Source organism: Paraburkholderia sp. XV, assembly GCF_020177535.1.
GTDB classification, from domain to species: domain Bacteria; phylum Pseudomonadota; class Gammaproteobacteria; order Burkholderiales; family Burkholderiaceae; genus Paraburkholderia; species Paraburkholderia caribensis.
This window is the reverse complement of record NZ_JAGUUD010000008.1, coordinates 1-12,755: the sequence shown is the minus strand read 5'-3', so window position 1 is coordinate 12,755 and position 12,755 is coordinate 1. Positions and strand designations below refer to the sequence as shown.

The window sequence follows — 12,755 nt, the reverse complement described above, 5'->3', positions numbered from 1 at the left end:
CACGCGTCAACGCGGCCCCGACTCCTCGATAAACCGTTCGAGCAGACGCTTCAACTGCTTTGCGTTACGAGGGCCGAGCGCTTCTTCGATGGCGGCGTGATGCGCGTCCACGCCCGGTTGCAGGCGGGCGAGCAGCTTGATGCCCCGGTCGGTGATGAAGATCAGCACCTTGCGGCTGTCGTAGTCGTCCGCCGACCGCTGCACCAGGCCGCGGCTCACGAGCTTGTCGACGTTCTTGGTCAGCGCGGGAAGGTTGAGCAGAACCTGAGCGGCGAGTTCGCTCATCGAGTGTCCCGCCTCGTCGGACACGGCGTGCAGGATGCGCCAGTGCTCTTCGTTCACGCCTTCTTCGGCGGTCAGCTGGGCGAGACTGAGCTTCATCTGCCGATGCGCGGATGCGATGAGCCAGGCAAGGTAGGAGGAGAGGTCGGTGTCCGGCATGGTAGATGCTTTGTGAAAGACGAATAGCTGAATCTTACGCAAATAAACTTTCTGCGGAAAGTATCGGTGCAAGTGTCCTCTGGCGCGTGCCCGCGATGGTGCGCGCACGCCATTCGTTGGTGCATGCTGAATCGTTCGAACCCGCCGCGTCGACCGTCTGATGAAGCCGCGTTCCCGTGCCTGCCGTCCCGGGCAGGAGATGACCATTGCGTTGTGCGTGCCGCTAGGCGGCGCGGCCGGGCTTTGGGGGCCGTGCGCGCTCGCATCGGCGCAACTCGCCGTCGATGAACTGAATGCGTCGGCGGGCATCGCGGGCCGCCCCTGCCGGCTTTTGACCATCAATGCGGGTGACGACGCGCGCGAGCTCGACTGCGCGTTGAGCGATCTCGTCGGCGACGGCGCAATCGATGCGCTCGTCGGCATGCATACGAGCGCAGTGCGCCTCGATCTGCTCAAAGCCGTAGGCGGACAGATACCGTTCGTCTATACGCCGCTCTACGAAGGCGGCGAGCGTACGCCCGGCGTGTTCGCGATAGGCGAAACCACGCGGCGCCAGCTCCAGCCGGCCATTCACTGGATCAGCACGCAGCGCCGCCCGAAGCGTTGGTTCTTCGTCGGCAATGACTATGTATGGCCTCACGCGACGCATCGGCTCGCGCGACGTTACGTGCTCGATGCGGGGGCCGAGGTGGTCGGCGACATGTATCTGCCGTTCGGCGGAGGCGACTATGGCGAGGTGCTCGATGCGATCCGCAAGCGGCGAGCGGATGCCGTGCTGCTGTCGCTGATCGGCCAGGACACCATCGACTTCAATCGCGCGTTCGGCGAGGCCGGGCTCGCAACCAGCGTCGTGCGGCTTTCGTGCGCGCTCGGGGAAAACGAACTGCTCGGCATCGGGGCGCGCAACACGGCGGAGCTGTATGTGGCCTCGGGCTATTTCGCTTCATTGGGCACGGATGCGAACCTCGCTTTCAAGGAACGATATCGCGGGCGATACGGTGCGCGTGCACCGACGCTCGACACCTTCGGTCAATCCACCTACGAAGGCATTCATTTTCTCGCTGCGCTGTTCGACGACGCCCGGCGCAGACGTTTGTCCGCGCAGGCAGGACTCGCGCAACTCGGCATCGCGCCGCTTTCTTTCCGAAGCGCCCGCGATTCAGCCTATGCGGGCGGCCGCGTGAACCGCGTGCCCATCTATCTCGCGCGGGCCGCGGGCCATCATTTCGAAGTGCTTTCGCCGCTATAAGCACTCCTTGCGTCGTGTCGCATCGTGCTTCGTTCAATTTACTTTCCATGGAAAATAAATTGTTGACGCGGAAAATATGTGTCCATACCATGGCTCGCAGATCGGGACATGCGAATAGCGTTTCGTCCCGTTCATTACGACACGCCTGCATGACAGTCTGACAGCAGGCCGCAATCCGTCACGAATCCGTTCGAGTGAGGAAGCCATGGCAGTGAAACGTCCCACGCCTGCACAGCTTGACGAAGTCGCCAGCAGTCTCGGCATCCATCTGTCCGAGGCGCAGCTTGCTGCGTATCACACATTGTTGCAGCCGAATTTCGACGCATACGATGTCATCGACGCGATGCCCGACTACGTCCCTCGCGTCACTTATGCGCGCACACCGGGGTATCGTCCTTCGGGCGAAGAGAACCGCTATGGCGCCTGGTACGTCAAGAGCGAAGTGAAGGGCGCGCCCACGGGCAAGCTGGCGGGCAAGACCGTCGCGCTGAAAGACAACGTATGCCTTGCGGGTGTGCCGATGATGAACGGTGCCTCGACGCTCGAGGGCTATGTGCCCGATGTCGATGCAACCATCGTGACGCGTCTGCTCGATGCGGGCGCGACGATTGTCGGCAAGGCCACCTGTGAGTACTTCTGCTTCTCGGGCGGCTCGCATACGAGCGCGCCGGCGCCCGTGCACAATCCGCGAAAGATGGGTTATTCGGCGGGCGGTTCGTCGTCGGGAAGCGCGGCGCTCGTGGCCGCGGGCGAAGTCGATCTGGCTATCGGCGGCGATCAGGGCGGCTCTATCCGCATGCCCGCCTCGTACTGCGGGATCTACGGCATGAAGCCCACGCATGGGCTGGTTCCTTATACGGGCGTCATGCCGATCGAACTGACGATCGACCACACGGGACCGATGACGGCCAACGTGACGGATAACGCGTTGATGCTCGAAGTGCTGGCCGGCCCCGATGGCCTCGATCCGCGCCAGTACGCGGGGCAGACGGCCAAACCCTATTCGGACCTGATGAAGGAAGGCGTGCGCGGACTGAGGATCGGCGTCGTGAAAGAGGGTTTCGGATGGCCGCAATCGCTCGCGGAATCGGATGCGAAGGTGCGCGCCGCCGCCGATCATTTTGCGGAACTGGGCGCGAAAGTCAGCGAGGTGTCGATTCCGATGCATCGCGTGGGCCCGTCGATATGGCTGCCGATCGCCGCCGAGGGCGCCACGCAGCAGATGATGAAGGACAACGGTCACGGCTTCAACTGGAAGGGCCTGTACGTGACGGGCATGGTGGACTATCACGCTGGCTGGCATGAGCGCGCGGACGAACTGTCGGAGACGTTGAAGATCACGATGGTGCTCGGCGAGTACTTCATCCGCCACTATCGCGGGCATTTCTATGCGAAGGCGCAGAACCTGTCGCGCCAGCTCACGGCCGCCTACGACGCCGCATTCGCCGACTACGATCTGCTCCTGATGCCGACGCTGCCGCTCACGGCGACGCCTCTGCCCGAACCGGGCGCGAGCGTCGAGGAAATCGTCACGCGCGCTTTCGAAATGTTGCCGAACACCTGCCCGTTCGATTGCACGGGACATCCCGCGATGAGCGTGCCGTGCGGCACGGTCGACGGTCTGCCCGTCGGCATGATGCTGATCGGCAAGCATTGGGACGAAGCGACCATTTATCGCGGCGCCTACGCATTCGAACAGTCGATCGACTGGATGAAAGTCTGACCCTTGTGATCCTTCTCGCGTCTCTTTCCGGAACCCCTCTATGGACCGACGTGCGTTTCTGAAATCGTCTGCGGCATCGGTAGCCGCTGGCATGGCGGGCTCGTTTCCCTTCATCGCCGAAGCGGCCGACGAGATTCTTGTCGGCGGCATCACGGACCTGTCGGGCGGCCTCGATATCTACGGCAAGCCGATGGCGGACTGTCTCACCATTGCCGTCGAGGAGTGGAACGCGCAGGGCGGCCTGCTCGGCAAGCAGATCAAGCTGCTGAATTACGATCCGCAGTCGAGCATGCAACTCTATACGCAGTTCGCGCAGCAATCGGCGTTGAAGGACAAGGTCGCGGTCGTGCACGGCGGCATCACGTCGGCTTCGCGCGAAGTCATGCGGCCCGTGCTGGACCGTTATCGCACGCTCTATTTCTACAACACGCAGTACGAAGGCGGCGTGTGCGACCGCAACACCTTCTGCACGGGCGTGACGCCGGGCCAGACTGTCGCGAAGCTGATTCCTTACGCGATGAAGCAGTGGGGCAAGAAGGTCTATGTCGTTGCCGCCGACTACAACTACGGCCAGATCACCTCGCAATGGGTGAAGAAGTTCGTTCAGGACAACGGCGGCTCGGTACAGTCAATCGACTTCTTTCCGCTCGACGTCACCAATTTCGGCTCGACCATCTCGAAGATCGAGGCGGCGAAGCCCGACATGCTGGTGTCGGCGCTCGTCGGCGGCTCGCATATGTCGTTCTACCGGCAATGGGCGGCAGCGGGGCTGCACAAGAAGATTCCGCTGGCATCGACGACTTTCGCGGGCGGCAACGAGCAGATCGTTCTCTCGCCCGAGGAGTGCGATGGTTTCCTGGTCTCGTACAACTACTTCGAGAATCTCGACAACCCGGTGAACAGGGCGTTCAAGGACCGTTTTCACAAACGTTTCGGCGCGAACTACCCGAACATCACCGAGCTGGCGATGGGTACGTATCAGGGCTTCAACCTCTGGGCGCAGGGCGTGAAGAAAGCGGGCACGCTCGACCGCATGAAGGTGATCGAGGCGCTGGAATCCGGGATCAGCATCGACGCGCCCAGCGGCAAGGTGTCGATCGATCCGGCGACGCATCACTGCGTGCTCAACGTCAGCATCGCGCAGGTGAAGAGTCACAAGCTCGACATCGTGCAGACGTTCCAGAACCAGCCTCCCGTGGATACCAGCGCGGTGTGCAATCTCATCAAGAACCCGCGCGACAACCAGCAGTACGTGATCAAGCTTTGAGGCGCACGCTGCGCCTTCATGGAGAGGAGCTACGATGGATCTTGCCGCGATCGTTGTGATTCAGGTGCTCTATGCCATCGCGAGTCTCGTCGTGATTTCATCGGGGCTCGCGGTCATCTTCGGCATGATGAAGGTGATCAATCTCGCGCACGGCGAATTCATGATGCTGGGCGCGTATGCGGCTATCGAGGCGATCCGCTTCGGCGTGAACCTGTGGGTGGCGATTCTCGTCGTCGCGCCGCTTGTGGTCGCGCTGATCGGCGTCGTGCTGGAACGGGTCTTCATCCGGCGGCTGTACGGCCGCATGATCGACACGATGCTGGCGACTTGGGGACTGTCGCTGCTGCTGATCGGTGTCGTCACTTCGATTGCGGGCAATACGACGGCGGGCATTTCCGCGCCGCTGGGCAACTTCACGATCGGCGGATACTCGGTGAGCAGTTATACGCTCGTCATCATCGCAGTCGCGGTGGTGCTCGGCGTCGCGCTGCGGTGGGTGCTGCTGCATACGTCGCTCGGCCTGATCGCGCGCGGCACGATGCAGAATCCGCAAATGGCCGACGCGCTGGGCATCGCGCCCGGCCGCGTGTACTCGGCCACCTTCGCCATCGGCGCGGCGCTGTCGGGACTCGCGGGCGCGTTGCTCGCACCGATGACGGGCGTCGTGCCGACCATGGGCGGCGCGTTTATCGCCAAGGCGTTCATCACGGTAATCGGCGGCGGCCCGGCCATCGTGGCGGGACTGGTCAGCTCGTCGATGCTATTCGGCGCGATCAATCAGATCGCCACCTTCGCGTCGACGCCCGTGCTCGGCGAGGTCGCGCTGCTGGTCGGCGCCATCGTGATGCTGCGGCTTCTGCCGCGCGGCATCGCCGGCCGCTTCTTCAAGGGGGCATTGTGATGACGCCCGTCAACGCGAATCGCACCATCCCGGTCGCCGATGCGCTCTCGCGCTTCTCACGGTCGTGGAAGAGCGCGGCACTCGCGCTGGCCGTCGGCATGGTGATGCTGATCGTGCTGCCGCGTGTGCTCGATGACTTCGCGCTCGTGCAGGCCACCGTCTACGCCGTCATGGCGATACTCGCGCTGAGCCTCGGCTTCGTGTGGGGCTTTGGCGGCATACTGTGCTTCGGCCAGTCGGCGTTCTTCGGTCTCGGCGCTTACACGTATGCGATCGCCGTCACCAATATGGGCGACAGCACGGTGCCGTTCGTGCTCGCCATCGTGTTGCCCGCCGCCTTTGCGGCGGTGCTCGGCTATCTGATCTTCTATGGGCGGCTTTCGGATGTGTACATGGGCGTGATCACGCTCACTGTCACGCTGATTCTCTTCAACCTCGTCAACTCGACAGCCGGGCCGGAATGGAAGATCGGCACTGCGGCGCTCGGCGGCTTCAACGGTATTCCCAACATCGCGCCGCTCAATACGCCGGGCAATGTCGACGATGTGATCGGTCCACGCGGACTGTTCGAACTGTCGCTGGGGGCGTTGCTCGGCGTCTATTTCCTGCTGCGCGTGCTGCTCGCGTTCAAGATAGGACGGGTGATCGTCGCGAGCAAGGAGAACGAACAGCGTCTGCTGCTGCTCGGTTACGACTCGCGCGTCTACAAGCTCCTGACCTTCGTGCTGGGTGCGGCCATTGCGGGGCTGTCGGGCTGCCTCTTCGCGAACTGGGGCGCCTTTACGAGTCCCACGGTGTTCGGCCTCGCGCAATCCGCGCAGATCATCATCTGGGTCATCGTCGGCGGGCTTGGAACGCTGGTCGGACCCGTGATCGGATGCGTGGCGATCCAGTGGCTCACGACGCAGATCGGCACGCAGCAAACCATCAACTCCAACCTCGTGCTCGGCGCGATTCTCGTCGTGTTCGTGCTGATGGTGCCGAAGGGCATCGTGCCGAGTATCGGTGAGCTGGGCATGAGATTGTTCGCAGCCGTCCGGCGCCCGCGCCGCACATCGGGCGACACGCGCAACGCCGCGCAGGACGACGCACATAGCGCCTCGCGCGAGGAAGCCGCATGACACAGCCGCTGCTGGAAACACGCAAGCTCAATGTCCGTTTCGGCGGCGTGCACGCGACCCGCGACGTCGACTTCTCACTCGCCGAGGCGGAGTTGCGCTGTGTGATCGGGCCGAACGGCGCGGGCAAGAGTACGTTCTTCAAACTGCTCACGGGACAGGTCAAGCCGACGTCGGGCGAGATCCTGTTTCGCGGCAGGGACATCACCGCGATGCAACCGCATGAGCCCGCGCGTCTTGGTATCGGCATCAAGACGCAGGTGCCGAGCCTGTTCAACGGACTTTCAGTGTGGGACAACGTGTGGCTGGCGGCACGGCGCGTGAATACGCCCATGCAGACCGAGCGCGTGACGCGCGACGTGCTGGAGCGCGTCGGCATGCTCTCGCATCGCGACGCGATCACCGGCTTGCTGGCGCACGGCGAGCGTCAGTGGGTCGAACTGGCTGTCGTGATCGCCGCCGACCCGCCGCTGATTCTGCTCGACGAACCCGCTGCGGGCATGAGCGATGCGGAAGTGGCGCGCACGGCGGAGCTGATACGCGAGATCAACCGGCGCCATGCCCTCGTCGTGGTGGAACACGACATGAGCTTCATCCGGCGGATTGCAAGGAAGGTCACGGTGCTGCATCAAGGCGCGATCATTCGCGAGGACACGCCCGAGCGCATCATGAGCGATCCGTTCATCCAGCAAATCTATCTGGGCAAGAAGCCGCACTGACGGGAGGCGCGATGCTTGAAGCAAACGGCTTGTGTGCGGGCTATGGCGCCATTCCCGTGCTCTACGGCGTGACACTGTCTGTCAGGAGCGGCGAGGCCATCGGCATTCTTGGGCACAACGGCATGGGCAAGACGACCTTGCTGCGCACGCTGATTGGCGCGCTGCCCGCGACGGCGGGCACCATCCGCTTCAATCACGACGACGTGACGGCACTTGCGCCGCACGCGCGCGCGAAACGCGGCATGGCGTATGTCCCTCAGGGGCGCGAGATTTTCCCGGCGCTGTCTGCCTACGACAACTTGCGGCTCGGCCTCGTGAAGACGGGGCGTAAGCCCGAAGGCGCGATCGACGCGCTGCTCGAGGATTTTCCGCGCCTTCGGCCTTTGCTGGACCGGCCAGGCGGGGCGCTCTCGGGTGGCGAACAGCAACTGCTCGCCCTGGCGCGCGCGCTGGCGGGTGAGCCGTCGATGTTGCTGCTCGATGAGCCAACGGAAGGCATCCAGCCTTCGATCATCGAGGAAATCGCCGAGACGCTCGTGTCGTTGCGGGAAAAGCGCGGCCTGACGATCGTGCTCGTCGAGCAGAACCTCGACTTCATCGCCGCCGTCTCGCAACGGGTGCTGGTGATCCGGCGCGGGCGCATCGGCGATGAAATTCCGCGCGAGCATCTGGCCGACCTCGACAAGGTCAGCGAGTACACGGGCGTACACGCCTAGGCGCTCTTCAACACATCGAGCGCGGCGGCGCATGCGCCTTGCAATTGCTCGCGCATCAGGTCCTGAACGTCCGCCGTCTGGTTGACGATCGCATCGCGAATCCGTACCGCCTGCTCATACGATGCGCGCATCCGTCCACCGCGTGACATCGCGATACGCCGCAAGCGACGCACAGGCCCAATCAGTGCGGCATGGTTCTGTTGCAGCGTGCGATTGTCGGCGATCGTCATCACGATCGTATAGAAGCGATCCAGTGCGTCGACATAGCTCGCCGGGTCGTCCGCTTCGACGCTCGCCTGCATTGCGCTGATCACGTCGTCCAGTTGCGCCGCGCCGAGCGCCGTGATGCGCTCCGACGCCAGTTGCACCGCGAGACATTCGAGTGCGGCGCGCACCGTATAGATCTCTTCGACATCGCGCAGCGACACGGCGCGGACATAAGCCCCCACACGCGGCAGGATCGTCACCAGCCCTTCGCGCTCCAGTTGCGCGAACGCTTCGCGCATTGGCGTGCGGCTGACGTTCAGTTGCTTCGCGACCTGCACTTCGGACAGCCGGCTGCCCGGCGCCAGCACCCCCTCCACGATAGCCTCGCGCAACGCGGGCACGACCACGCCGTCGCTCAACGAATCGCCCGTGGTATCCAGCGTGCGCAGCCGCGCGTGATACCGCGTGGCGATCGACTCCAGCGTGGGCGTATGGCGGACAGGCGCCTTTTTAGATGCAGTTTTTGCGGCAGGCATTGACACCTCGAAGTTCTGTGAATACGCTGTATACAGATTATACATCAGGAGACGACATGGATCGCAGTCCATTGCAGGCCCCCGTTCTGATCGAGCAGACGGGCGACACGCTCACCTTCACATTGAACCGGCCGGACGCTGGCAATGAAGTATCGGGCGCGATGTTCGACGCGATGTCGGCTGCGTTGCGCAGCGAGGCCGTCGAGCCGAGGGCGCGCGTGCTGCGCCTGTGCGCGAATGGCGACGTGTTCTGCACGGGCCGCGAGCGGGCGGGGCGGGATGCCGTGTCGATACGCGCCGAAGTCGCGCGGCTGATCGAGTTGAAGCGGCTGTTGCGCAATACCTCGCTGATTTCGCTTGCGCAGGTGCACGGCGACGCGTTCGGCTTCGGTTTTGGGCTGGCCATCCTGTGCGACTTCACGCTGGTCGCGTCGTCGGCGCGGCTGGGTTTTCCGGAGATGCGCGCCGGCTTGCCGCCCGCTGCGATCATGGCCTATCTCGGCCGTTACGCGTTGCCCAAGACGGTGTTCCCGATGGTGCTGTTCGGCGATGCCATCACACCCGAAGTTGCCATGCAGGCGGGGCTGATCACGCGCGTGTGCGAGCCGGCAAATCTGCATGCCGAAGCGGACGCGCTAGCCGCACGCGTTCTCTCGCTGGACGAAGCGGGTGCAAGGCAATGCAAGGCGTTTTTCCTCGCGGCGCAGGAAAGCAGCGTCGAACACAACTTCCGCAACGCAACCGATATGTTGACCGTCAATGCGCTGCGGCTGATGCAGGGCCGCTGAACACGGTAGTGCATCTCTCACGCAATACAACACGACGTGCTGCGGCGCGGGCGTCATCGAACGAGGACGTCGCGCGACCTTGACACGTCGACAGGAGACAGACATGAACGTCAACGCAGGGCCGAGGCTCGACCGCTTGCCGATGTCGGGATTTCACCGGCGCATCATGTGGTTGATCGGCATTGGGATGTTTTTCGATGGGTTCGATATTTACGTCGCGTCGACGGTGCTCGGCGCGACGCTCAAAAGCGGCTTCTCCACGCTCGGACAGAACGCGCTGTTCGTGTCGTTGACTTTTCTCGGCATGATGCTCGGCTCGCTTGGCACCGGCTTTCTCGGGGATCGCTTCGGGCGCAGGTTCACCTATCAGGCGAACCTCGCCGTATTCGGTCTGGCGTCGCTCGGTGCGGCGCTCGCGCCGAACATGAGCGTGCTGATTGCGTGCCGCTTCGTCATGGGGCTCGGCCTCGGGGCGGAAAACGTGGTCGGTTATTCGACGCTGACGGAATTCGTGCCGCCGCAAAAACGCGGCAGGCTGCAGGGCCTGATGGCCGTTTTCGTGGTGTCGGGATTGCCCGTTGCCGGGCTGATCGGATTGCTGCTGATTCCATCGTTCGGCTGGCGCGCGATGTTCGTGCTCGGCGGACTTGGCGCGCTCGGTGTCTGGTATGCGCGCAAGGCCTTGCCTGAGTCGCCGCGCTGGCTCGATTCCGTTGGACGGCACGACGAAGCCGACGCGATCCTGCGTCGCATTGAAGCCGAAGTGACGGTTGCGCGGGGTGGCGAGCCGCTGCCCGCTCCCGTTTCGATGAAAGCGGGCGCGGCCGTGCCGCAGGCGCTCACGTTCGGTTCGCTGTTCAGCGGCGCGATGCTGCAGAGGATGATCGTGGGCTGTGTGACGCTGGTGGTCATCAACACGCTGTTGTACGGCTTCGTGACCTGGCTGCCGACGTTCTTCGTGCATCAGGGCTTCAGTATCGCGAAGTCGTTCGGCTTTGCGCTCGTGATGTCGCTCGGTGCGCCGATCGGCTCCGCAATCGGCGCGCTCACGGCGGATGCGTGGGGACGCAAGCCGACCATCATCGGCTCGTCGTTCGCGGCGATCCTGTTCGGCGCGATGTACCCGTTCATCACGAGCCCGGTGATTTTGCCCATCGTCGGACTGCTGTTGACCATTCCCATTTACGTGCTGGTCGCGCTGCTGTTCGCCGTGTATGTGCCCGAACTCTTTCCGACTGAAGTACGGCTGCGCGCGTCGGGTGTGTGCAACACGCTGGGGCGTGGCGCAACCATCGTGACGCCTTTCATCGTGGTGGCGCTGTTCGCGCAGCACGGCATTGTCGGCGTGCTTGCCCTGATGATCGGCCTGCTCGCCGTGCAGATCGTCGTGGTTGCCTGGCTGGGCGTCGAGCCGACGGGACAGCGCCTCGAAGATCTTCAGCCGGAAGACACAGTCGCGCGCGATTCGCTTCATGGCGACGCGCATGCTTCGCCTCTCAAGTGAACCAACAGGAATGATGCAATGGATACGACGAACACCCAGCACTACGACGCACAATTGTTGATCGACGGCGAATGGACGGATGCCGAGGAGCACCGCTCGCTCGATATCGTGAATCCCGCGACGGGCGAAGTGATCGGCGCACTGGCGGCCGCGTCGGCGAACGACGTCGACCGCGCGGTGCAGGCGGGGCACCGGGCGTTCGAAGGCGGCGCGTGGCGCGACATGCCGATCCAGCAACGCGCGCGCGTGCTGAATCGTTTCGCCGATCTGTTCGAAGCCGACCTCGAACAGTTCTACAAGCTGGAGACACTGAACAACGGTCGCCCGATCTCCGAGACGCGTGCGCAGATTTCGCGGTTGCCGCAGTTCTACCGGTACTTTGCCGCGCTCGCACTCACGCGCCGCAGCGACGTGATTCCCATTGAAGGGCCGTACCTGTGCTACACGCAGCGCGTGCCGCTCGGCGTGGTCGCACTGATGACGTCGTTCAATCATCCGTTGATGATCCTTTCGAAGAGTCTCGCGCCCGCGCTTGCCACGGGCAACAGCGTGGTCATCAAGGCATCGGAGCAGACGCCGCTCACGACGGTCCGGCTCGTGAAACTGCTGCAGGAAGCGGGCGTACCGAGAGGCGTCGTCAACGTGGTGAATGGCGAAGGCCGCGAAGCCGGCGCGGCGCTCGCGCGGCATCCGCTGATCCGCAAGGTCGTGTTCACGGGCGGCACGGAAGTGGGCCGCACGATCGGCGAGGCGGCAGCGCGCAATTTCGCGTTGACCACGCTGGAACTGGGCGGAAAGGGCGCCGTGATTCTGTTCGACGACTTCGACATCGAGCGCGCGGTGAACGGCGCGGCGTTTGCGGCCTTCATCGGCGCCGGGCAAACCTGCGTGTGCGGCGCGCGCATCCTCGTGCAGAAGTCGATGTACGCGGCGTTTCTCGAACGTTTCCGCGTGAAGTCGGAAAGCATTCGGGTCGGCGATCCAGCCGATCCGAAGACCCAGCTCGGCCCGGTGATTTCGGACCGGTCGAGGCAGCGCATTCTGGCGATGCTCGAACGCGCGAAGGAGGCAGGCGCAAAAGTGCTGACGGGCGGACGCGTGCCGCAAGGCTTGACGTCGGGCTATTTTCTGGAGCCGACGGTGATCCATGACGCCAGCCCGCATTCGGAGATCGGCCAGGACGAAGTGTTTGGGCCCGTCACCGTCGTCATGCCCTTTGAAGACGAAGCCGATGCCATCCGTATCGCCAACGACACGCAGTTCGGCCTTGCGGCTTCCATCTGGACGCAGGACGTCGCACGCGCGCACCGGGTTGCGGGCAAGCTCGAGTTCGGCATGGTCTGGGTGAACGATCATCACCGGCTCGATCCCGCTTCGCCGTGGGGCGGCTTCAAGAACAGCGGCGTCGGGCGCGAGACAGGCATCGAATCATTCGATCAGTTCAGCGAGCCGCGCGCGGTGACGGTCAACACGACCGGCAAGACAGTCGACTGGTATGCGGACGATGGTCAGTTGAAGCGGTTGAACTGACGTGTGAGTGGGGCGTGGACGTGGCGGATCGTCCAGACCGGCTCGACCCGACCAGG

12 protein-coding genes are annotated in these 12,755 nt (G+C 63.6%); 10 read left to right on the top strand and 2 right to left on the bottom strand.

Annotated elements, in window-relative coordinates:
* Positions 1–6: 6 nt before the first annotated feature.
* Positions 7–441, bottom strand: coding sequence for a MarR family winged helix-turn-helix transcriptional regulator (locus KFO72_RS06515; RefSeq protein WP_035993560.1), 435 nt, complete (start codon positions 439–441; stop codon positions 7–9).
* A 160-nt stretch (positions 442–601) separates the two neighbouring features.
* Between KFO72_RS06515 and KFO72_RS06510 the strand changes: the two genes are divergently transcribed.
* From KFO72_RS06510 to KFO72_RS06480, 7 genes are all read left to right on the top strand, one after another.
* Positions 602–1,690 carry a substrate-binding domain-containing protein gene (locus tag KFO72_RS06510; RefSeq protein WP_225031691.1) on the top strand — a complete coding sequence of 363 codons (1,089 nt, stop codon included), beginning with the start codon at positions 602–604 and terminating at the stop codon, positions 1,688–1,690.
* A 205-nt stretch (positions 1,691–1,895) separates the two neighbouring features.
* Entirely contained in the window at positions 1,896–3,413 is a 1,518-nt protein-coding gene (locus KFO72_RS06505) for an amidase (protein WP_060608741.1), read from the top strand.
* A 40-nt stretch (positions 3,414–3,453) separates the two neighbouring features.
* Positions 3,454–4,680, top strand: coding sequence for an ABC transporter substrate-binding protein (locus KFO72_RS06500; RefSeq protein ID WP_225031690.1), 1,227 nt, complete (start codon positions 3,454–3,456; stop codon positions 4,678–4,680).
* Between the two features lie 34 nt (positions 4,681–4,714).
* On the top strand, positions 4,715–5,581 hold the full coding sequence (locus tag KFO72_RS06495; RefSeq protein ID WP_225031689.1) for a branched-chain amino acid ABC transporter permease: 867 nt from the start codon (positions 4,715–4,717) through the stop codon (positions 5,579–5,581).
* Positions 5,581–6,702: a branched-chain amino acid ABC transporter permease gene (locus KFO72_RS06490; RefSeq protein ID WP_225031688.1), complete on the top strand. Its 1,122-nt coding sequence runs from the start codon at positions 5,581–5,583 to the stop codon at positions 6,700–6,702. Before KFO72_RS06495 ends, KFO72_RS06490 begins: the two co-directional genes overlap by 1 nt.
* Complete coding sequence (locus KFO72_RS06485; RefSeq protein WP_054930929.1) at positions 6,699–7,418, top strand: ABC transporter ATP-binding protein; 720 nt, start codon at positions 6,699–6,701, stop codon at positions 7,416–7,418. The genes KFO72_RS06490 and KFO72_RS06485 overlap by 4 nt, the downstream gene beginning before the upstream one ends.
* Before the next feature lie 11 nt (positions 7,419–7,429).
* Entirely contained in the window at positions 7,430–8,134 is a 705-nt protein-coding gene (locus tag KFO72_RS06480; protein ID WP_060608729.1) for an ABC transporter ATP-binding protein, read from the top strand.
* On the opposite strand, the gene KFO72_RS06475 is transcribed toward KFO72_RS06480, so the two are convergent.
* Positions 8,131–8,877 (bottom strand): GntR family transcriptional regulator, encoded by a 747-nt coding sequence (locus KFO72_RS06475; protein ID WP_054931026.1) that lies wholly within the window; start codon positions 8,875–8,877, stop codon positions 8,131–8,133. The genes KFO72_RS06480 and KFO72_RS06475 overlap by 4 nt on opposite strands.
* A gap of 56 nt (positions 8,878–8,933) precedes the next feature.
* Here KFO72_RS06475 and KFO72_RS06470 point away from each other — a divergent pair, with 56 nt between their 5' ends.
* The 3 genes from KFO72_RS06470 (at position 8,934) to KFO72_RS06460 (ending at position 12,699) form a co-directional block, all read left to right on the top strand.
* Entirely contained in the window at positions 8,934–9,665 is a 732-nt protein-coding gene (locus KFO72_RS06470; protein WP_225031687.1) for an enoyl-CoA hydratase/isomerase family protein, read from the top strand.
* 103 nt (positions 9,666–9,768) lie between these two features.
* Entirely contained in the window at positions 9,769–11,169 is a 1,401-nt protein-coding gene (locus KFO72_RS06465) for an MFS transporter (RefSeq protein WP_054930926.1), read from the top strand.
* A gap of 18 nt (positions 11,170–11,187) precedes the next feature.
* The gene (locus KFO72_RS06460) at positions 11,188–12,699 is read left to right on the top strand and encodes an aldehyde dehydrogenase (protein ID WP_054930925.1); all 1,512 of its coding nucleotides are present in this window, start codon (positions 11,188–11,190) and stop codon (positions 12,697–12,699) included.
* Positions 12,700–12,755 lie beyond the last annotated feature (56 nt).

Bases quoted from the DNA above. Each gene is read 5' to 3' on its own strand.
- KFO72_RS06465 (WP_054930926.1), top strand. From the start codon at position 9,769: ATGAACGTCAACGCAGGGCCGAGGCTCGACCGCTTGCCGATGTCGGGA.
- KFO72_RS06500 (WP_225031690.1), top strand. From the start codon at position 3,454: ATGGACCGACGTGCGTTTCTGAAATCGTCTGCGGCATCGGTAGCCGCT.
- KFO72_RS06470 (WP_225031687.1), top strand. From the start codon at position 8,934: ATGGATCGCAGTCCATTGCAGGCCCCCGTTCTGATCGAGCAGACGGGC.
- KFO72_RS06505 (WP_060608741.1), top strand. From the start codon at position 1,896: ATGGCAGTGAAACGTCCCACGCCTGCACAGCTTGACGAAGTCGCCAGC.
- KFO72_RS06495 (WP_225031689.1), top strand. From the start codon at position 4,715: ATGGATCTTGCCGCGATCGTTGTGATTCAGGTGCTCTATGCCATCGCG.
- KFO72_RS06460 (WP_054930925.1), top strand. From the start codon at position 11,188: ATGGATACGACGAACACCCAGCACTACGACGCACAATTGTTGATCGAC.
- KFO72_RS06490 (WP_225031688.1), top strand. From the start codon at position 5,581: ATGACGCCCGTCAACGCGAATCGCACCATCCCGGTCGCCGATGCGCTC.
- KFO72_RS06510 (WP_225031691.1), top strand. From the start codon at position 602: ATGAAGCCGCGTTCCCGTGCCTGCCGTCCCGGGCAGGAGATGACCATT.
- KFO72_RS06515 (WP_035993560.1), bottom strand. From the start codon at position 441: ATGCCGGACACCGACCTCTCCTCCTACCTTGCCTGGCTCATCGCATCC.
- KFO72_RS06475 (WP_054931026.1), bottom strand. From the start codon at position 8,877: ATGCCTGCCGCAAAAACTGCATCTAAAAAGGCGCCTGTCCGCCATACG.
- KFO72_RS06480 (WP_060608729.1), top strand. From the start codon at position 7,430: ATGCTTGAAGCAAACGGCTTGTGTGCGGGCTATGGCGCCATTCCCGTG.
- KFO72_RS06485 (WP_054930929.1), top strand. From the start codon at position 6,699: ATGACACAGCCGCTGCTGGAAACACGCAAGCTCAATGTCCGTTTCGGC.